This window comes from Flavobacterium psychrophilum (assembly GCA_001708385.1).
Lineage (GTDB): Bacteria > Bacteroidota > Bacteroidia > Flavobacteriales > Flavobacteriaceae > Flavobacterium > Flavobacterium psychrophilum_A.
This window is the reverse complement of record CP012388.1, coordinates 2,274,302-2,292,965: the sequence shown is the minus strand read 5'-3', so window position 1 is coordinate 2,292,965 and position 18,664 is coordinate 2,274,302. Positions and strand designations below refer to the sequence as shown.

Below are 18,664 nucleotides of genomic sequence, written 5' to 3'. Positions count from 1 at the left end.
ATTTTTACCCTCTTTTATACTAAAGTGAGATTTTGAAAGTTAAAGGATAAAAAAGCTTTTACATTGAAAACCAGTACTTCTAAATATTTTATTCTTTTTGGTACGGTAGGTTTCGCAATCGCGTGTTCTACTAAAAAAGATTCGTTTATAAATCGCAACTATCATGCGGTTAACACCCAATACAATGTTTTGTATAATGGTAACCTTGCCCTTGATGCCGGCCTCTTAGAGGTTGCAGGTACCTATCAGGATAATTTTTGGGAGGTTTTACCCATAGAAAGGATGCAGCCTATTGTTTTGAAAGAGGATGTTATTAAAACAGACCCTTCTGCACCGGTTGTTGGTGCCTTACCGGCTTCGCCTGCAAAAGGAGCGGCGGGAGCAGGGTCAATAGCAGGAGTGCCGTCATCTTTTGCGAAAAGTGGTAAAATGGCTATGGGAGCTACCGATATGGCGACCCCAAAAGGTATGGGTGCCGGAACGGTAGGAGTGCCAGGTGCAGCATCTCCAGCGAATACAGCATTGCCCGGGCAAACAGGAAATTTTAAAAGAGCGGAAGAAAAAGCGACAAAGGCGATACAAAAACATTCTATGAATATAGCGGGCAGTGAAAAGAACCCGCAAATAGATGAAGCACACCTTTTATTAGGAAAAGCAAGGTACTATGAAAACCGTTTTGTACCGGCGTTAGAAGCTTTCAATTATATTCTTTTAAAATATCCCGGCAGTGATAAAATAGACCAGGCTAAAATTTGGCGTGAAAAAACAAATATCCAGCTTGAAAACGAAGGTATTGCTATAAGAAACTTGAAAGAGCTTATAGAGAAAAAAAGAGATGCGATGGATGAGCAGACTTTTGCCGATGCCAATGCCATACTTGCCGAAGGATATCTGAGAACTCAGGCTAACGACAGTGCTATAACTGTACTTAGAAATGCGGCTCAATTTTCACGAATTAACGACGAGAAAGCAAGATATCATTTTATACTGGGTCAGCTGTATAGTAAAGAAAAAATGCCGGATAGTGCATATACAGAATACCAAAGGGTGATTGATATGAAGAGAAAATCACCAAGGCGTTATGTAATACAGGCACATGCTATGCAGGCAGGACAATTTGACCATACAAAAGGCGACACCCTTGTGTTTATGGAAAAATACAGGAAGTTGCTTAAAGATAGGGAGAACAGGCCGTATCTTGATATCATAAACCATCAGGTAGGGTTATTTTATGATAAGCAAAACGACGATACCAAAGCAGTAACATATTACAATAAATCGCTTAGGGCTAATTCTCAGGATAAATATCTAATAGCTTCTAACTACAGGAATATCGCCGAAATTAAATTTAAAGAAGCAAAATATCCTGTCGCAGGTAATTACTACGATAGCACTATGGTTTCGCTTGACAACAGGTCGAGAGAATTCAGGGCTATTAAAAAGAAAAGGGACAACCTTGCAGATGTAATAAAATATGAAGCAATAGCTCAGGTTAACGATAGTATACTGCATGTAGCATCTTTAGATGAGCGAGGCAGAAAATCATATTACCAGGGTTATATTGCGGAGCTTAAAAGGAAAGAAGAGATTGAAAGAATCCGACTTGAAAAAGAGGCAATAAGACAAGAAAACCTTGCATCTGCTTCTTCGGGTGGTGGATCTACTTTTGCTGAAAGTTCTCCTTTTGCAAGAAGCGCAGCAAAAAGTGCAGCGGCAAACGATCAGGCTTCGGCTTCCGGTTTTACAGGAGCACCGGGAGGTAAATTTTATTTCTACACGCCGGCAACTGTTTCTTACGGTCAGCAGGAATTTAAAAAGCGCTGGGGTAACAGGGTACTTAGCGATAACTGGAGATGGTCTTCAGAACAGAAAAATAGTCCGGGAGCTACTACCGATGAAGAGATTGTAGCTGACAGCGGAACAGGTAACAGTAAAGATGTTAAGTTAGAGCCTAAATACGATCCTGATTTTTATATATCGCAATTACCAACATCTACGGTTGTTTTAGACAGCCTTGCGAAAGAACGTAACTTTGCGTACTATCAGTTAGGTTCTATATATAAGGAGAAATTTAAAGAATATAAACTTGCGGCAGATAAGCTGGAGACGTTACTTAAAAACAATCCTGAAGAAAGGCTTGTGCTTCCGTCAAAATATAACCTTTATAAAATATATCAGATTATAGATCCGGCGAAAGCCGAAAACTACAAGCAGCAGATATTGTCGCAATATCCTGAAAGCCGCTATGCGGAAATCATCAAGAATCCAACATCTGATGCAGCTAAAAATTTATCTCCCGAAGCAGCTTATGCTACATTGTTTAAAAAATACAATGAAGGCAAAGCGCGTGAGGTATATGCAGAGGTTGATGAATATATAGACAACTATACAGGAGAAGAAATCGTTTCTAAATTCGAATTGCTTAAGGTTAATGTTGCAGCAAGGCTTTTAGGTCTGGAAGAATACAAAAAAGGTTTAAACTTTGTGGCACTTAATTACCCTAATAGTGAAGAGGGCAAGAAAGCTGAAGTTATGCTTAAGTCGGATATTCCGAATCTTGAAAAACTGACATTGGGTCAGCCAACAGCAAGCTGGAAAATTGTATTTAAGTTTGATAACCCTAACGATCCAAGGATAAAACCACTTTCGGACAAAATATTGAAATTTATAAAAGAAGGGCTTAATAACAACATAACGCTTTCTAACGACGTGTATACGTTAAATGAAAACATGCTGGTTATTCACGGCCTTATAAGCAAGCTTGCTGCCGAAGATGCAGTATCTGTGCTTAAAGATTATAAAACATATAAAGTGGCTGAAACGCCGGTTATCATTTCTACCGAAGATTACAAGGTAGTACAGATAAAAAAGAATTTTACCGAATTTTTAGCGATAGAATAAGGATGTTTGAAAAACAACAAAAGTCGTATACCGACCTGCTTGGTAAAACCAACAGGATAGTAGAAGGCACAATTATAAAAGGAGATATTATTTCGCACGCCGACTTTAGGCTGGACGGCGAACTTACCGGTAATTTTACTACCAAAGGTAAAATCGTTATTGGGCCTGCCGGCAGTGTTACAGGCGATATTAAATGCAAGAATGCCGATATAGAAGGCAGGTTTAACGGCAAGATAGAAGTTGCCGAAATGCTTAATGTAAAATCTAAGGCACACATACTTGGAGAAGTTATAACGAGCAGGCTCTCTGTAGAGCCGGGTGCCGAATTTAGCGCATCGTGTATAATGAGAACGCCCGCAAAGCCATCACAAAAACCAAATGACCAGCAACAGCAACCAGGATAAGAAAAAAAGAAACAAGTGGATAGCACTTATTAATATACCTGTTCAAATGGGTGTAGTAATATTCTTGTTCTCATGGTTTGGCAACTGGCTGGACGAAAAGTATGGAAATACATCCAATACCAATCAAATGATTTTTACACTTCTTGGTGTTTTTATTGCACTATATAATGTAATACGTCAGGTTAATCAACTCAATAAATATAATTAATGGATAAAAATTACACTAGCGTTTTTATCAGGACTGCCGGTCTGGCAGTAGTGTTTTTCATCGTAAATTTTCTTGTTTATCAAATTCCCGGGATGGAATATGAGATACAGGGTTTTCAGTATCCACTCGCATTAGTCTATGCTTTTTTTCTAATATTCTCTTTAATTATACTGGGTATTCTTATAAAAGTAAGTACGATAAGCCATACACAAGTAGGCTTCGCGTTTTTATTGCTTACCACTATTAAGATGGCAGGGAGCTATGTTTTTATACGTCCAATATTGGCTAATACAGGTCAAAATCCTACAGAAAAAGTTAATTTTTTTGTGATTTTCATTTTGTTTTTAGCAATCGAAGCATATTATACTGCTCGTTTATTGAACAATAAGCAATAAAGCATAGAATTATCTGAAATTAACCAAAAAAAATTACGGCAGGCATATTGGAATATTAATTTAAAATGTACCTTTGCACAAAATTTTAGGACCGTAAAATTAAGATATTTAATAAGATGGTGTTACCCGGAAGAATAGTCAAAAATACATTAACAGCAGTTTTTGCTGTAGTTTCCTTAGTTTCATTTGCAAATCCTGCAAACGATACAGTACAGTCTCATGTTCAACATGCTGCAACTGCTGAAGTACATACTGATGCAGCAAACCACGCAGGTGGACATGCTCCTGAAAGCAAAAAGGATGCGGTAGATGCATATATTCAGCATCACCTTCAGGATACACACGATTTTACATTTTTCTCTGATGAGGCTGAAGGTAAACATTATGGTTTTCCTCTTCCTGTAATCTTAGTAGATAACGGATTAAAAGTTTTTTCTTCTTCTAAATTTCATCATGGTGAAAAAGTAGCAGAGGTTGATGGTAACTATTACAAACAGTTCCATGGTAAAATTTATAAAACCGATGTACAGGGTAATCTTGATTTAGATACTCATGGCCACCCTACAGATAAAAACGTAAAACCATTTGACTTGTCTATAACTAAAAATGTTGTGACAATGTTATTTGTAGCTGCGTTGATGTTCTTCATGTTTGTTGGCCTTGCTAAGTCGTATAAGAAAGGTCCATTGCCAACAGGTTTTGGTAGAGTTCTTGAACCGCTTATTATTTTTATCAGAGAAGAGGTTGCTATACCAAATATTGGTGCAAAAAAATACAGAAAATATATGGGCTTCCTGCTTACTGTATTTTTCTTTATCTGGATTCTTAATTTGCTAGGTATGACTCCGCTAGGAGTAAACGTTACAGGTAATATATCTATAACTGTATGTCTTGCATTATTTACATACTTTATTACTCAGTTTAGTGCAAATAAAGATTATTGGAAACACATTTTCTGGATGCCGGATGTACCGGTACCAATGAAAATAATCTTGATGCCGATTGAAATTTTAGGTACGCTTACAAAGCCATTCGCTCTTTTAATACGTTTGTTTGCTAATATTACAGCAGGTCACGTAGTAATCATGAGTTTAATTGCTATGATGTTTGTGGGCAAAAACCTTGCGGCAGATATGCCAATATCTATAGGTCTTACATTATTTATCTCTGTAATAGAATTACTTGTTGCTTTTCTACAGGCGTTTATCTTTACAATGCTGTCATCGCTATTTATCGGTATGGCAGTACAGGATCATCACCACGAAGAGGATCATGATCACCACACAGATGAAGAACCAATTATTATCTAATTTAGAAGTTTAATTTTATTTATATATACTCATGGAAGGAACTCTTAATTTAATCGGTGCAGGTTTAGTTGTAATCGGTGCAGGTTTAGGTTTAGGAAAAATCGGTGGTTCTGCAATGGACGCTATTGCTCGTCAGCCAGAAGCTGCTGGAAAAATCCAGACTGCGATGATCATCATCGCTGCTTTATTAGAAGGTTTAGCATTCGCTGCTTTAATCCTAGGAAAATAATAAAGAGAGAAATTATAACAATACCTGTAGCGGTTGGCTACAGGTGTTGTTTTAACTAAGAAATTGACTTAAAAACAATATATAAAAAACAAAAATGGATAAGTTAGTAAATGATTTTTCATTAGGTTTATTTTTCTGGCAGGCAGTTATACTTGTTGTTTTAATACTGTTGCTTGTTAAGTTTGCATGGAGGCCTATTATGACTTCTATCACTGAGAGAGAAGCTGGTATTGCTGCTGCTTTAGCATCTGCTGAGGCTGCACGTAAAGAAATGCAAAACTTGCAGGCTGATAACCAAAGAATCCTTAACGAGGCTCGTGCTGAAAGGGATGCTATGATTAAAGACGCAAGAGAAATTAAAGAAAAAATGATCGCTGATGCAAAAGCTGAGGCTGTTGCACAGGGAGATAAAATGATCGAGCAGGCTAAGGCTGCAATTGTTAGCGAGAAAAACGCTGCTATGGCTGAACTTAAAAATCAGGTTTCTGGTTTCTCTGTTGAGATCGCTGAAAAAATTCTTAAAAACGAATTGTCTAACAAGGACTCTCAAAACGCTTTAGTTGAGAGAATGCTTGAAGACGTAAAATTAAACTAATAGCTATATGACAGGTTCAAGAGCTGCAATACGATATGCAAAGGCTATCCTGGATATGGCGCAGGCTTCAGGAGCTGCAGGGCAGGTAAATGAAGACATGGCCCTTATAGCATCTACTATTAAAGATAATGCCGAGCTTAGCGAATTCGTTCACAGCCCGGTGGTGAAGGCAGAGGCTAAAGAAGCTGCCCTGAAAGAAATTTTTGCACGTTCGCAAAATATCACACAGGGACTTTTTCACCTGCTGCATGAAAATAAAAGGTTCGACATCCTGCCGCTTATCGCTAAGGAATATAAAACCCAGTTTGATGTGCTTAATGGTGTTGAGGAAGCAACAGTAACTACTGCAATACCTCTTACCGAAGAACTTGAAGCCAAGGTAATGGCTAAGATAAAAGAGTTTTCAAACAAAAACATTACCATAAAAAATATCGTTGACCCGGCTATCATCGGAGGATTTATCCTAAGAATAGGCGATAAACAATTTAATGCTTCTGTAGCCAACAGGCTTACGACATTAAAAAGAGAATTGAGTAATTAAGTATTTTATCACACAACGTGTTTAAACTATAAAGTAACATGGCAGAAATTAAAGCTGCTGAAATTTCAGCAATATTAAAGAAACAATTGTCCGGTTTTGAATCGGGTGCTACATTGGAAGAAGTGGGAACAGTTCTTAATGTGGGAGATGGTATTGCCCGTATTCACGGACTATCTAACGCACAGTATGGTGAGTTAGTTCAGTTTGAGAATGGGTTAGAAGCTATGGTCCTGAATCTTGAAGAAGACAATGTGGGCGTAGTATTGTTTGGTACTTCAACAGGTATCAGGGAAGGTTCTACAGTAAAAAGAACACAGCGTATCGCATCACTTAGAGTAGGTGAGCAAATGGTAGGCCGTGTGGTAGACACACTTGGTAACCCAATTGATGGTAAAGGTCCAATCGGTGGCGATCTATACGAGATGCCTCTAGAGCGTAAAGCTCCTGGAGTTATCTTCCGTCAGCCGGTAACTGAACCATTACAAACAGGTATCAAAGCGGTTGATGCTATGATCCCGGTAGGCCGTGGACAGCGTGAGCTTGTTATCGGTGACCGTCAGACTGGTAAAACAACTGTTTGTATCGATACGATCCTTAACCAGAAAGAATTTTATGATGCTGGTAAACCAGTATTCTGTATATATGTAGCTGTTGGGCAAAAAGCTTCAACTGTTGCAGGTATCGCTAAAACATTAGAAGAAAAAGGCGCAATGGCTTACACAGTTATTGTTGCTGCTAATGCTTCTGACCCTGCTGCAATGCAGGTATACGCTCCGTTTGCAGGTGCTGCAATTGGTGAGTACTTCCGTGATACTGGTCGTCCTGCACTTATCATCTATGATGATTTGTCTAAACAGGCGGTTGCTTACCGTGAGGTTTCCCTTCTACTAAGAAGACCACCGGGACGTGAGGCTTACCCAGGTGACGTATTCTATCTTCACTCTAGGCTTCTTGAGCGTGCTGCGAAAGTTATCGCTGATGATGATATCGCTAAAAACATGAACGACCTTCCGGAATCTCTAAGGCCAATCGTTAAAGGTGGCGGATCGCTTACTGCGCTTCCAATCATCGAAACTCAGGCTGGTGACGTTTCTGCATATATCCCGACAAACGTAATTTCAATTACAGATGGTCAGATATTCCTTGAGTCAGATCTATTCAACTCAGGTGTACGTCCGGCAATCAACGTTGGTATCTCTGTATCACGTGTAGGTGGTAACGCACAGATCAAATCAATGAAAAAAGTAGCGGGTACACTTAAGCTTGACCAAGCACAGTTCCGTGAGCTTGAAGCATTTGCTAAATTTGGTTCTGACCTTGATGCTGTAACCCTAAACGTTATTGAAAAAGGTAGAAGAAACGTTGAGATCCTTAAACAGGCTGTTAACGATCCTTATACTGTAGAAGATCAGGTTGCAATTATTTATGTAGGTTCTAAAAACCTTCTGAAAACTGTACCTGTAAACAAGGTGAAAGAGTTTGAAAAAGACTTTATCGAATACCTTAATGCTAAACACAGACCAACACTTGATGGTCTTAAAGCAGGTAAATTTACAGACGAGATTACAGACGTGCTTGAAAAAGCAGCAGCAGAGATCTCAGCTAAATACTAAAAATTAATTTGATGATTTGAAGATTTGAAGATGCGTAATATCATTTTCAAATTTTCAAATCGCCTAATTTTCAAATTATAAAATGGCAAACTTAAAGGAAATACGTAACAGGATTACTTCCGTTTCATCCACGATGCAAATTACAAGTGCGATGAAAATGGTTTCTGCAGCCAAGCTTAAAAAAGCACAGGATGCTATTACGGCCATGAGGCCTTATTCTGAAAAGCTTACTGAGCTACTGCAAAATCTTAGCGCTACCCTTGACAGCGACAATGGCGGGGTATTTGCTGAGCAGCGCCCGGTAAATAAAGTGCTTATTGTTGCCATTACCTCAAACAGGGGATTATGCGGTGCTTTTAACGCTAACGTGATAAAACAAATTAAAAACCTTCAGTCTTCTTACGCAGGCAAACAGGTTGATGTTTTAGCAATTGGTAAAAAAGGTAACGACGTGCTTAAGAAAACCTGCAATGTTGTAGGTAACAAAAGCGAAATTTTTGATACCCTTACGTTTGAAAATGTAGCCGATGCAGCACAAATCCTTATGGATCAGTTTGCAGCGGGTGAGTATGACAAAATAGAGTTGGTATATAACCACTTTAAAAATGCGGCTACTCAGCTTGTTTTAACTGAGCAATTCCTTCCACTTGAGCCAGCTCCGGTTGATGAAAAAGCAGTTAACACAACAACTGACTATATTTTCGAGCCTACAAAAGAAGAAATTGTACTTAGCCTTGTGCCGCTTTCGTTAAAAACGCAGCTGTATAAAGCAGTACGTGATTCTTTCGCTTCAGAGCACGGTGCACGTATGACTGCGATGCACAAAGCAACTGATAACGCAACAGATTTAAGGAATCAGCTTAAGCTGACTTATAACAAAGCGCGTCAGGCTGCTATTACAAACGAAATCTTAGAAATCGTGGGTGGTGCAGAAGCATTGAACAACTAAGAATACAAAACAAGCATATTTTTAAGAGGCTACCTTTACGGGTAGCCTTTTTTATATTGCGTCAAGCAATTGCTTCATCTCTTCGTGAGATATATTTTTTTGGATCACTGTCCCATTTTTATCCAATAAAAAGTTAGTTGGGAATGAGTAGATCTTTTCTGAATTTAGGAATACGGCATTTTCATCAAGGTAATTTTTCCAGACAAAACCGCGTTCGTTAATACGCTTTTTCCAATTGTCGATAAAAGCTGGCCTGGGGCATATTTCCTGATGATAGGCAGTTGATAAAAGCATACTACTGAATAGTACGGTGTCGTTTGGTATTGAGATATAGTCACCGTGCTTTTTGTGAGTAAGCGGTTGCGGGTAATAAAAGGGCTATAAAAACAAACTAACAGTACAATGTATTTAGTGTATAAACGTTTCATAACTAATAGTTTTGTAGGAATTAGTAGGTGCAAATATAATGGCAAATGATATTAATCATTATGGGCATCCTAAAATTGTTGTTTATTGTGCCATGACTTTATAATCGTATAAAATATAATTACTTTTGTTTTAATTAAATTAACACCAACCTCTTTTGAGCCTTTATAAAAATCTTTTTAAGCAAACTGCTGTATACGGCATAGCTACCGTTGTGCCAAGGATATTCAGTTTCCTGTTAACTCCGCTTTATACAGATGTGCTTCCCGATAAAGAGTATGGTGAGACGTCGTTAGTATTTGCAGGTATGGCATTTTTTAATGTTATACTGGCTTACGGAATGGAAACGGCATTTTTCAGGTTTTATAATTCTGACAATAAAAAGAGTGTTGTAAGTACTACTACAATATCGTTGTTCTGGTCGTCTATAGCATTTTTAGTAATTGCTTTGCTTGGGCGAAACTATCTTGCCGAAGCCGGTAAAATTGATCCCGAATTTGTAACATACACCATATGGACACTGGCACTGGATGCATTGGTAATTATTCCGTTTTCAAAACTAAGGGCAGAGGGCAGGCCGATGCTTTATGCTGTAATTAAGATAGGAAACGTGGGTGTTAATCTATTGCTTAATGTGTTTTTCCTGCTGTTTCTAAAAGACCTTGCACTAAAATTTCCGGATAGTTTCTGGAAGCTTATATATGTAGAAGACTTTGCTGTAGGTTATATCTTTATTGCCAGCCTTATTGCCAGCCTCCTTACCTTTTTGGTATTACTGCCACACTACATAAAAACCGACTGGCATTTTGATAAGGAACTTTGGAAAAGAATGATGAAGTACAGTGTTCCTGTACTTATAGCAGGTATGGCGTTTGTAATTAATGAAACCTTTGACCGTTTTTTTCTTGAACACCTGCTTCCTGAAAAAATCGCAAAGTCTGAGATTGGTATATATTCTGCCTGCTATAAACTGGCCGTATTCATGACGCTTTTTGCTACAGCCTTCAGGCTGGGTATAGAGCCATTTTTCTTTAGCCATTCTAAAAATGAAAATGCACCGCAAACCTATGCTACCATTACCAAATACTTTGTAATATTCGGATCGGTTATTTTGTTAGGTGTTGTTGTTTTTGCCGATGTGCTAAAACACCTTATGCTTAGAAATGAAGTGTACTGGGAAGGTATGAGGGTAGTGCCGCTGATAATACTGGCAAACTTTTTCCTGGGTATTTACAGTAACCTATCGGTATGGTATAAACTATCAGACAAAACCAAGATTGGTGCAAACATCTCTATAGTTGGGGCAGTAATAACCATAGCGCTAAACTTTATACTGATACCGCATATTAGTTATGTTGGTTCGGCGATTGCTACAGTTGCAGCATACGGTACTATGATGGTTATATCATATTACCTCGGAAACAAATATTACCCTATACCGTATGACATGAAAAAGATATGCCTGTATCTTGGGCTGTCTATCACGCTTTCCTGCCTGTCGTTCTACATACCAATATTTAGGGAGACCTATATTTTTGGTATAGTATCGCTAATTGTATTTATGGTAATACTGTATAAAGGAGAGAAAGAAACATTGCAAAGGATATTAAAAAGAAAATAATTATTTTATAAAATGACAATAAGCATTATAAACAAATCGGGACACGCATTACCTAATTACGAAACTATAGCTTCTGCCGGAATGGACCTTAGGGCTAACATAGAGGAGCCTGTTGTATTGGCTCCACTGGGCAGGGCATTGGTAAAAACAGGATTGTTTATAGAGTTACCAATAGGATATGAAGCCCAGGTACGCCCAAGAAGCGGACTGGCAATTAAAAAAGGAGTTACCGTACTTAACAGCCCGGGTACAGTTGATGCAGATTACAGGGGTGAAATTGGTGTAATTTTAGTAAATTTATCAAATGAGCCTTTTACTGTAGAAAACGGTGAAAGGATTGCACAGCTGGTTATCGCCAAACACGAGCGTGCTGAATGGCTGGAAGTAGAAGTGCTTACGGAGACTTCACGTGGAGAAGGAGGCTTTGGTAGCACCGGAGTAAAATAATCAATTAGCAGGCTTGTATGAAGCAAAGTTATTTCTTAGGATTGTATTCTGCAGTGGCGGTGTTGTTTTCTACCGGCACTTCGGCACAGGATACATCTGCATCAGCGAATGCTGCCATAAAAATAATTGCTGATAAAGCCTGTGAATGTACGAGGAATATAAGTGCCAGCCAGCCTAAAGATGCTATAATCGGTCAGATAAATAGCTGTATTAGTGAAGCTGTAAAAGCGGATAAAGATTTTGATGCGGTACAGCAATACATGCAGGAAAACTGTTCCCGTGTTGCAACACTCATGAGTACTGATGCCGTGAAAAGGGATTATTCGATGTCGGAAGATGTCAGGGCGTTGCAGTATTATAACGCCGGAAAAGATTTTACCAGGCACGAACAGTTTGAGAAAGCTATTGAAAGTTATAAAAAAGCGTTAAAGGTTGATGATAAATTTGCTTTTGCGTGGGATAATATGGGACTTTGCTATCGCAAGCTCGGGAAATATAAAGAGGCCATAAACTGTTACGAAAAGTCGTATAAGCTTCAGCCAATGGGCACGACATCGGTAATGAATATGGGGGTTGCCTACACCTTTTTAGAAGATTATAAGGCTGCGTCAAAGGCCTATGAAATTCTTATTGCCAACCATCCAAAAGACCCTGAAGGTTATTTTGGTGCCGGGAAAACCTATTTTCTTGCCGGAGACCATTACAAAGGGGTAGATAATATGCTTAAGGCGTATAAATTATATAAAGATGTAAAATCGCCGTATGTAAGCGATGCTGCCAAAATGATTGAAACGTTTTATGCCGAACTGAAACAAAGCGGTAAAGAAGATGTTTTTAAACTGGCAGCAAAAAATAATAATATAGAAATTAAGATGTAATCGGGGGGCTGCATTTTATGTAGTCGTTTGACATATAGAAATACAAACGAACAAATCAATACGTATACAAACCTAAGATGAGAATAATAGTTCCTATGGCAGGCCGCGGATCGCGCCTTCGCCCACATACATTAACTGTACCAAAACCTCTTATACCAATTGCAGGAAAACCAATCGTTCACAGGCTGGTTGAAGATATTGCAGGGGTACTAAATCAGAAAATTGAAGAAATTGCTTTTATTGTTAGCAGGGATTTTGGCACACAGGTAGAAACAGACCTTGTGGCTATTGCCGAAAAACTTGGTGCTAAAGGCACTATATACTACCAGGAAAAACCTCTGGGAACGGCTCACGCTATTATGAGTGCTAAAGAATCTATGAGTGGGCCAATAGTTGTTGCGTATGCCGATACACTTTTCAGGGCCGACTTTACGTTAGATACTTCAGCCGACAGTGTTATATGGGTAAAACAGGTGGAAGACCCAAGTGCATTTGGTGTTGTGAAGCTTAATGATAAAAACGAGATCGTTGATTTTGTTGAAAAACCAAAAGATTTCGTTTCAGATCTTGCCATCATTGGTATTTATTACTTTAAGAGTGGCGAAACACTTCGTGAAGAACTTCAATACCTTTTAGATAATAATGTTACCAAAGGCGGCGAGTACCAGCTTACCGATGGTTTGGAGAACATGAAAGAGAAAGGCATGAAATTTGTTCCGGGTAAAGTAGATGAGTGGATGGACTGCGGAAACAAAAACGTTACGGTAGAAACCAACTCGCGTATGCTGGGCTTTCTTAAAGGCGATGGTGTAAACCTGGTATCGGAATCGGTGCATTTAGAAAACAGTACAATTATACCTCCGTGTTTTATTGGAGAGAATGTAGTGCTTAAAAATTCTACTGTTGGGCCGTATGTATCATTAGGCGATAATACATCGGTAGAAAATACAATTATTAAAAACAGCCTTGTGCAAACCAACGCTACTATTACCAATGCTATTTTAGATAATGGTATGATTGGTAACCATGCATCGTTTAACGGTAAGTTTACCAGCATAAGCATTGGCGACTATTCAGTTATAGAATAATAGAACATGAAATTTAAAATCCTTTTTTGCGGGATGATGCTGTCGGGCTCTTTATTGGTGCCTGACGGTTTATATGCCCAGGACGCTAAGGAACCCGACCAGGTTGCTTTGGCGAATAATGAGTTTGAAAATAACTTTTTTGAAGCACTCAAGCAAAAAGGGATCGAGAATTATGATAAGGCTATAAAGTCATTAGAAAAGTGCCTCGTAAAAGAGCCTTCTAATCCGGTGCTTTATCACGAACTGGGTAAAAATTACCTTTCGCTTAAAAATTATCCCGAAGCAGAAAAAGCATTTATTAAGGCAAGAGACCTTGAGCCGGCTAACCGCTGGTACTGGCAAAGCCTTTATGATGTGTATTATGAAACGAAAGATTTTAATAAATCTATTCCCATAGTGCAAAAGCTTACCGAATGGCGTAAAGAATTCTTTCAGGAAGATCTTGTTTCGTTATATATGTACACCCAGCAGTTTGATAAAGCACTGGCGCTTATTAACGAGATGGAACAGACTGTGGGGAAATCTGAAAAGCGTGAAATGTATAAACTTCAGATTTTAAGCGATAGCAAATACAAAAAGCCACAAAAGGAAACACTGGAAGAAGCAATAAAGAAAAATCCTAAGGAGGAGTCTAACTATCTGGAGCTTATTTACCTGTACAGTGAAAGCAACCAGGAAGCTAAAGCCGAAGAGGTAGCCAAAAAGCTGGAAAAGGAAATTCCATCTTCTGACTGGGCACAGGTAAGCCTTTTTAAATTCAACCTGAATGATAACAACGGCAAGAAAGCAGCAGAATCAATGTTCAGGGTATTGGAAAGTAAAAAGATAGACCGTAAGATAAAACACAGAGTGCTTAACGAGTTTCTTATTTATGCCAGCAACAATCCGCAATTTGCAGGTGATCTTGAAAAAGCAGTAGGCTATTTTGAAGATGACAAGCAGGTAAATGTGCCGAAAGAAATCGGTAAATTTTATTTCAGCAAAGCGCGATATCCTGAAGCTACACACTATTTTGAAAAAGCATTGGCAGGCAAACCGGATGATATAGAAACAATAGAGCTTCTGTTATATACCTATACCGAAGCGGCACACTATGATGCGCTTCAGAAAAAAGCGACGGAATATATAGATGTGTATCCTACGCATGCAAGGTTGTATTATTTTGCCGGGCTGGCAGCTAATAAGGCTAAGCAATTTGCCAAAGCAAAAGATTATCTGGAAACAGGCATAGACTTTGTTGTTGAAGACCCGGATCTTGAATTGAAGATAAGCAAACAACTGGCCGAAACATACACCGGCCTTGGCGACACTAAAAAGAAGGACCTTATGCTGCAGAAGCAGGCAAAACTTGAAAAACCTAAAAGTAATTAATGAAAAAGAGCATAGCCATACTAGTTTTATTTTTATCGCTTGCATCGTGCAAAACAGCTCAGAAAGCTGTAGTTGCCGAAGGTAATGCAGAAGAAGAGAAAGCCTTAAAAGAAATTATAGACGGGCATTATAAAAATGTAAAGAATTTTAAAACGCTTGCTGTAAAAGCATCTGTTGATTATAAAGACAAAAAAACGAAGCAAAGCGTTAGTGCAGATATACGTATCAAAAAAGATGAAACTATATTGGTAAGCGTACGTTTTCTAGGTATTACTATGGCTAAGGCTATTATTACGCCTACCACGGTTAGCTACTACGAGAAAATAAACGGAACTTACTTTGATGGTAATTATGCGGCGCTTAGTAAATGGCTTGGCACAGAGCTTGATTTTACTAAAGTGCAGAACATGCTTTTAGGCGATGCCATATACGATCTTAGTAAGGGTAAATATGCTGCGTCGTTAGAGAACGGTCAGCACAAATTGCAGTCTATGGATAGGTCGGCAATTAGTAAAACATTTCTATTTGAAGGAGCGAACTATTTTTTAAAGAAAGAAGTTATTGCCCAGGCAGGGCAGGAGCCACGTACTTTAAATATTCAGTATCCTGCGTACAAAGAATATCCAAAAGGCATTTTGCCGGCACAAATTAAGATTGAAGCTGAACAAAAAGATATTGTGAACATAGGCATTGAATATAATACTGTTACCTTTGACGAAAATCTTACATTTCCGTATGAGGTTCCCGATGGATTTCAACAGATTTTTATTGAAGATTAAAAACCCTGACACATAATATGACCAGATTATTCCTTACTATTTTCTTTATTAGCTTTACCATGTTAGGTTGGGGACAACAAACCGCCGAACAGAAAAAGCTGGAAAAACGACGTGCACAGATTCAGAAAGAAATCAGTGCGCTTAAAAACCTTGTAAGTAGTCAGGAATCTAAAGGAAAGTCGGTACTTGGAAAAATTGAAGAAAACACCACCAAGATAAAGCTTAGCGAAAAGCTTATAAGCAATACCAGCAGGCAGACGCGTTTGCTTAGCGATGGTATTTATACCAACCAGCTTCAGATAAATAAACTGAACAGGGAGCTTAAGGTACTTAAGGAAGATTATGCAAATATGGTAGTTAGGGCGTATAAAAGCCGTTCTGAACAAAGTCGTATTATGTTTATATTATCTTCAGAAAATTTTCTTCAGGCATACAAGCGCATGCAGTATATGAAACAGTATGCCAGTTTCAGGAAAGTGCAGGGCGAAGAGATACGCTCTAAAATGACAAAACTGGAAGAGCTTGTGGTAACGTTGGAATCTCAGAAAAAATCGAAGGAGCAATTACTTGCCGAAAGCCAGGATGAAAAGAAAACCCTTGAAAAAGATAAGACCGAACAGGAAAAACTAATCAAGGCTATACAGAGGGATAAGAAAAAATATGCCTCTGAAATAAAGAAAAAACAGCAGGAAGCGAACGAGATTGAGCGCAAAATTAAGCGACTGCTTGAAGAAGCAATTGCTGCTGCCAATAGAAGGGCTGCTGCTAAAGCTGCCACTGCTGCCGAGAAGAAAGAGATTACAGATGCTGCCAAAGCTTCTCCGACTAAGATCGTAATGACCAAAGAAGAGAAATTGGTTGCAAGTAACTTTAAAGCGAACAAAGGCAGGCTGCCATGGCCGGTTGCAGAAGGTTTTGTATCATCACGATTTGGAAGACAGGCAAGCCCTATCGATAAAAATATTGTAGTAGATAACAATGGTATTGAGATTACAGCCCATCAGGGAGCTGCTGCCAGGGCGGTGTTTGATGGTGAGGTTATCAGGATAGAAATTATCTCGGGTACAAAAACCGTATATATTAAGCACGGTGATTACGTAACCTTGTACAACAACCTTAGCTCGCTTAGTGTTGGTGTAGGAGATAAGGTTTCTACAAAACAAAACATCGGTATAATACATACTTATCCGGGATCCGGTAAAACAATAATGAAGTTTTACGTTACCCAGAACACATCGTTCCTTAATCCGGAAGGTTGGATAGCAAAATAAAGAGCATAAAAAATCCCGCAATTGCGGGATTCTTTGTTTTATATAAATAAAGCTTTAAGCTCTGTTGCGTCATGCGGATTCATTTTTCCGGCCAGTACAAGGCTAAGCTGTTTGCGTCGTAATGCTGCGTCGTAACGCTGTTTTTCAAGTTCTGTTTCAGGAACTACAGCAGGTACTTCTACAGGCCTCCCTGTTTCATCTACTGCAACAAAAGTGTAAATAGCTTCGTTGGCTTTTGCTTTTATGCCGCTTTCGCGGTCTTCTGTCCATACGTCTATAAATATCTCCAGTGACGTTTTAAAAGTACGTGATACTTTGGCTTCTACCGTAACTACGCTGCCTAGCGGAATAGCGCGGTTAAAAGCCACATGGTTTACCGATGCCGTAACTACTATCCTGCGGGAATGCCTTCTTGCGGCAATACTTGCAGCACGGTCCATACGGGCAAGGAGTTCGCCACCAAACAGGTTGTTAAGAGGATTGGTTTCACCCGGTAAAACCAGGTCGGTCATAATGCAAATAGAGTCAGATGGAGATTTTGGCTGCATGCGTTTTTTTGGCAAAGATAATACAAAGCAAAAAAAATCTCCCGGATGGGAGATTCTTTTATAATTCTTTTACCAGAAGCCAGGCATCCCTGTTTTCTGTTTTGTGTATTTTTCTCATATTTTCCTGTGCTTCAGCGTAGGTAGCGTAACTTCCATAAGCAACACCATACAGTCCACGGTTTTTACCAAGCTGCCTTGCTTTAAAGCCTTTGGCTGTAAGTTGGTTTACTGCCTTCTGTGCATTAGTTTCGGTAGAAAATGCGCCTGCAACCACATGGTATGGCATTACCTGGTTTTCTTCCTTTAGGGCAAGCTTAACCGCCGGCATAGGGATATCTATAAAAAATGTAGCCTGCTGTATTTTGTCGTGTACCTTTTCCTGAACCGATTGTTCTACAAGTAATGTTTGTGTAGCTATCTCGTTGTCACGGTAAAACTTAAAGCCTGTACCGCCTGCACATGCCATAATAACAAATACAGCAGCATATTTAAGATACGAGTAATCTTTCTTTCTCTCTGGTGTAAATACAACCGGAGCAATTTCTTCTACTTTTTGGGCAACAGCTTTAAGCTCTTCTCTTTTTACAGAAGGAGAGATAATCATGCTAAGTCCGAAAGCATCGGTAAGATAGTTTACCGGGGTGTCGGGAGTAAATACAAGGCTGCCTTCAAAGTTGTAAGAAATTGAGCCAAGGTTTTTCAGTGTAAGGTTCTCTCTGTTTTGTAATTTATCAAACCACTGCTCAACAGTCTGGCTTATATTAGCTACAGCCTGATCGTAAGAAATTTTTTCCTGTAATGCGATATGATTGGCTAAAAGCCCGTCATTATTTTTTAAATTCGCGTTGAATGACAGGAGTTTTTTTGGAGGGTAGAAAGTAAAGGTGTCATTGTTTAACTGCGCCGGCTGAGTTTCGGTAAGAAACGCGCCGAAGCCGGGAACGCTAACGCACTGGTAGCGATACAATAAAGCCGATATATGTTTTTCTATCATCATAGCAACAAAATTAACAATTCAACAGTTATTGCAAAATGTTATTCACAATTTTTATTAACAATCCAAAAGAATCCGATAAACGGCATATAAAAC

At 38.9% G+C, this 18,664-nt stretch carries 20 protein-coding genes; 17 read left to right on the top strand and 3 right to left on the bottom strand.

Annotated features, from left to right (window positions below; translation table 11 throughout):
* Nucleotides 1-468: 468 nt before the first annotated feature.
* From ALW18_09980 to ALW18_09935, 10 genes are all read left to right on the top strand, one after another.
* The gene (locus ALW18_09980; protein AOE54375.1) at nucleotides 469-2,901 is read left to right on the top strand and encodes a gliding motility protein; all 2,433 of its coding nucleotides are present in this window, start codon (nucleotides 469-471) and stop codon (nucleotides 2,899-2,901) included.
* 2 nt (nucleotides 2,902-2,903) lie between these two features.
* Nucleotides 2,904-3,305: a hypothetical protein gene (locus ALW18_09975; protein ID AOE52809.1), complete on the top strand. Its 402-nt coding sequence runs from the start codon at nucleotides 2,904-2,906 to the stop codon at nucleotides 3,303-3,305.
* Complete coding sequence (locus ALW18_09970; GenBank protein ID AOE52808.1) at nucleotides 3,280-3,513, top strand: F0F1-ATPase subunit; 234 nt, start codon at nucleotides 3,280-3,282, stop codon at nucleotides 3,511-3,513. Before ALW18_09975 ends, ALW18_09970 begins: the two co-directional genes overlap by 26 nt.
* A 41-nt stretch (nucleotides 3,514-3,554) precedes the next feature.
* A complete protein-coding gene (locus ALW18_09965) occupies nucleotides 3,555-3,908 on the top strand; it encodes a hypothetical protein (protein ID AOE54374.1) in 354 nt (117 codons plus the stop codon).
* A 116-nt stretch (nucleotides 3,909-4,024) separates the two neighbouring features.
* The gene (locus tag ALW18_09960; protein AOE52807.1) at nucleotides 4,025-5,218 is read left to right on the top strand and encodes an ATP synthase F0 subunit A; all 1,194 of its coding nucleotides are present in this window, start codon (nucleotides 4,025-4,027) and stop codon (nucleotides 5,216-5,218) included.
* A gap of 31 nt (nucleotides 5,219-5,249) precedes the next feature.
* Nucleotides 5,250-5,447 (top strand): ATP synthase subunit C, encoded by a 198-nt coding sequence (locus ALW18_09955; GenBank protein AOE52806.1) that lies wholly within the window; start codon nucleotides 5,250-5,252, stop codon nucleotides 5,445-5,447.
* Nucleotides 5,448-5,541: 94 nt separating this feature from the next.
* Nucleotides 5,542-6,042, top strand: coding sequence for an ATP F0F1 synthase subunit B (locus ALW18_09950; protein AOE52805.1), 501 nt, complete (start codon nucleotides 5,542-5,544; stop codon nucleotides 6,040-6,042).
* Nucleotides 6,043-6,049: 7 nt separating this feature from the next.
* Nucleotides 6,050-6,583, top strand: coding sequence for an ATP synthase subunit delta (locus ALW18_09945; GenBank protein AOE52804.1), 534 nt, complete (start codon nucleotides 6,050-6,052; stop codon nucleotides 6,581-6,583).
* A gap of 38 nt (nucleotides 6,584-6,621) precedes the next feature.
* On the top strand, nucleotides 6,622-8,196 hold the full coding sequence (locus tag ALW18_09940) for an ATP F0F1 synthase subunit alpha (GenBank protein ID AOE52803.1): 1,575 nt from the start codon (nucleotides 6,622-6,624) through the stop codon (nucleotides 8,194-8,196).
* Between the two features lie 82 nt (nucleotides 8,197-8,278).
* On the top strand, nucleotides 8,279-9,145 hold the full coding sequence (locus ALW18_09935) for an ATP F0F1 synthase subunit gamma (protein ID AOE52802.1): 867 nt from the start codon (nucleotides 8,279-8,281) through the stop codon (nucleotides 9,143-9,145).
* Nucleotides 9,146-9,196: 51 nt separating this feature from the next.
* Here ALW18_09935 and ALW18_09930 read toward each other — a convergent pair whose 3' ends face one another.
* Nucleotides 9,197-9,439 carry a hypothetical protein gene (locus ALW18_09930; GenBank protein AOE52801.1) on the bottom strand — a complete coding sequence of 81 codons (243 nt, stop codon included), beginning with the start codon at nucleotides 9,437-9,439 and terminating at the stop codon, nucleotides 9,197-9,199.
* A gap of 289 nt (nucleotides 9,440-9,728) precedes the next feature.
* Between ALW18_09930 and ALW18_09925 the strand changes: the two genes are divergently transcribed.
* The 7 genes from ALW18_09925 to ALW18_09895 all read left to right on the top strand — a co-directional run bounded on the left by ALW18_09925 (nucleotide 9,729) and on the right by ALW18_09895 (nucleotide 17,026).
* Nucleotides 9,729-11,192 carry a polysaccharide biosynthesis protein gene (locus ALW18_09925; GenBank protein ID AOE52800.1) on the top strand — a complete coding sequence of 488 codons (1,464 nt, stop codon included), beginning with the start codon at nucleotides 9,729-9,731 and terminating at the stop codon, nucleotides 11,190-11,192.
* A 12-nt stretch (nucleotides 11,193-11,204) separates the two neighbouring features.
* Nucleotides 11,205-11,639: a deoxyuridine 5'-triphosphate nucleotidohydrolase gene (locus ALW18_09920; protein ID AOE52799.1), complete on the top strand. Its 435-nt coding sequence runs from the start codon at nucleotides 11,205-11,207 to the stop codon at nucleotides 11,637-11,639.
* A gap of 17 nt (nucleotides 11,640-11,656) precedes the next feature.
* Nucleotides 11,657-12,517 (top strand): hypothetical protein, encoded by an 861-nt coding sequence (locus ALW18_09915; GenBank protein ID AOE52798.1) that lies wholly within the window; start codon nucleotides 11,657-11,659, stop codon nucleotides 12,515-12,517.
* Nucleotides 12,518-12,594: 77 nt separating this feature from the next.
* Complete coding sequence (locus tag ALW18_09910; GenBank protein ID AOE52797.1) at nucleotides 12,595-13,605, top strand: nucleotidyltransferase; 1,011 nt, start codon at nucleotides 12,595-12,597, stop codon at nucleotides 13,603-13,605.
* Between the two features lie 6 nt (nucleotides 13,606-13,611).
* Entirely contained in the window at nucleotides 13,612-14,976 is a 1,365-nt protein-coding gene (locus ALW18_09905) for a cytochrome C biosynthesis protein (GenBank protein AOE52796.1), read from the top strand.
* Nucleotides 14,976-15,755 (top strand): hypothetical protein, encoded by a 780-nt coding sequence (locus ALW18_09900; GenBank protein ID AOE52795.1) that lies wholly within the window; start codon nucleotides 14,976-14,978, stop codon nucleotides 15,753-15,755. The genes ALW18_09905 and ALW18_09900 overlap by 1 nt, the downstream gene beginning before the upstream one ends.
* Before the next feature lie 17 nt (nucleotides 15,756-15,772).
* Nucleotides 15,773-17,026 carry a peptidase M23 gene (locus ALW18_09895; protein AOE52794.1) on the top strand — a complete coding sequence of 418 codons (1,254 nt, stop codon included), beginning with the start codon at nucleotides 15,773-15,775 and terminating at the stop codon, nucleotides 17,024-17,026.
* Between the two features lie 38 nt (nucleotides 17,027-17,064).
* Here the strand turns inward: ALW18_09895 and ALW18_09890 are convergent, their stop codons facing one another.
* Complete coding sequence (locus ALW18_09890; GenBank protein ID AOE52793.1) at nucleotides 17,065-17,574, bottom strand: thioesterase; 510 nt, start codon at nucleotides 17,572-17,574, stop codon at nucleotides 17,065-17,067.
* 58 nt (nucleotides 17,575-17,632) lie between these two features.
* The gene (locus tag ALW18_09885) at nucleotides 17,633-18,571 is read right to left on the bottom strand and encodes a sporulation protein (protein ID AOE52792.1); all 939 of its coding nucleotides are present in this window, start codon (nucleotides 18,569-18,571) and stop codon (nucleotides 17,633-17,635) included.
* Nucleotides 18,572-18,664: the final 93 nt, after the last annotated feature.

What these genes read in the sequence shown, in the direction of transcription:
- ALW18_09980 (AOE54375.1), top strand. Translation starts at nt 469, where the DNA reads ATGGGTGCCGGAACGGTAGGAGTGCCAGGTGCAGCATCTCCAGCGAAT.
- ALW18_09975 (AOE52809.1), top strand. Translation starts at nt 2,904, where the DNA reads ATGTTTGAAAAACAACAAAAGTCGTATACCGACCTGCTTGGTAAAACC.
- ALW18_09970 (AOE52808.1), top strand. Translation starts at nt 3,280, where the DNA reads ATGACCAGCAACAGCAACCAGGATAAGAAAAAAAGAAACAAGTGGATA.
- ALW18_09960 (AOE52807.1), top strand. Translation starts at nt 4,025, where the DNA reads ATGGTGTTACCCGGAAGAATAGTCAAAAATACATTAACAGCAGTTTTT.
- ALW18_09955 (AOE52806.1), top strand. Translation starts at nt 5,250, where the DNA reads ATGGAAGGAACTCTTAATTTAATCGGTGCAGGTTTAGTTGTAATCGGT.
- ALW18_09950 (AOE52805.1), top strand. Translation starts at nt 5,542, where the DNA reads ATGGATAAGTTAGTAAATGATTTTTCATTAGGTTTATTTTTCTGGCAG.
- ALW18_09945 (AOE52804.1), top strand. Translation starts at nt 6,050, where the DNA reads ATGACAGGTTCAAGAGCTGCAATACGATATGCAAAGGCTATCCTGGAT.
- ALW18_09940 (AOE52803.1), top strand. Translation starts at nt 6,622, where the DNA reads ATGGCAGAAATTAAAGCTGCTGAAATTTCAGCAATATTAAAGAAACAA.
- ALW18_09935 (AOE52802.1), top strand. Translation starts at nt 8,279, where the DNA reads ATGGCAAACTTAAAGGAAATACGTAACAGGATTACTTCCGTTTCATCC.
- ALW18_09930 (AOE52801.1), bottom strand. Translation starts at nt 9,439, where the DNA reads ATGCTTTTATCAACTGCCTATCATCAGGAAATATGCCCCAGGCCAGCT.
- ALW18_09920 (AOE52799.1), top strand. Translation starts at nt 11,205, where the DNA reads ATGACAATAAGCATTATAAACAAATCGGGACACGCATTACCTAATTAC.
- ALW18_09915 (AOE52798.1), top strand. Translation starts at nt 11,657, where the DNA reads ATGAAGCAAAGTTATTTCTTAGGATTGTATTCTGCAGTGGCGGTGTTG.
- ALW18_09910 (AOE52797.1), top strand. Translation starts at nt 12,595, where the DNA reads ATGAGAATAATAGTTCCTATGGCAGGCCGCGGATCGCGCCTTCGCCCA.
- ALW18_09905 (AOE52796.1), top strand. Translation starts at nt 13,612, where the DNA reads ATGAAATTTAAAATCCTTTTTTGCGGGATGATGCTGTCGGGCTCTTTA.
- ALW18_09900 (AOE52795.1), top strand. Translation starts at nt 14,976, where the DNA reads ATGAAAAAGAGCATAGCCATACTAGTTTTATTTTTATCGCTTGCATCG.
- ALW18_09895 (AOE52794.1), top strand. Translation starts at nt 15,773, where the DNA reads ATGACCAGATTATTCCTTACTATTTTCTTTATTAGCTTTACCATGTTA.
- ALW18_09890 (AOE52793.1), bottom strand. Translation starts at nt 17,574, where the DNA reads ATGCAGCCAAAATCTCCATCTGACTCTATTTGCATTATGACCGACCTG.
- ALW18_09885 (AOE52792.1), bottom strand. Translation starts at nt 18,571, where the DNA reads ATGATGATAGAAAAACATATATCGGCTTTATTGTATCGCTACCAGTGC.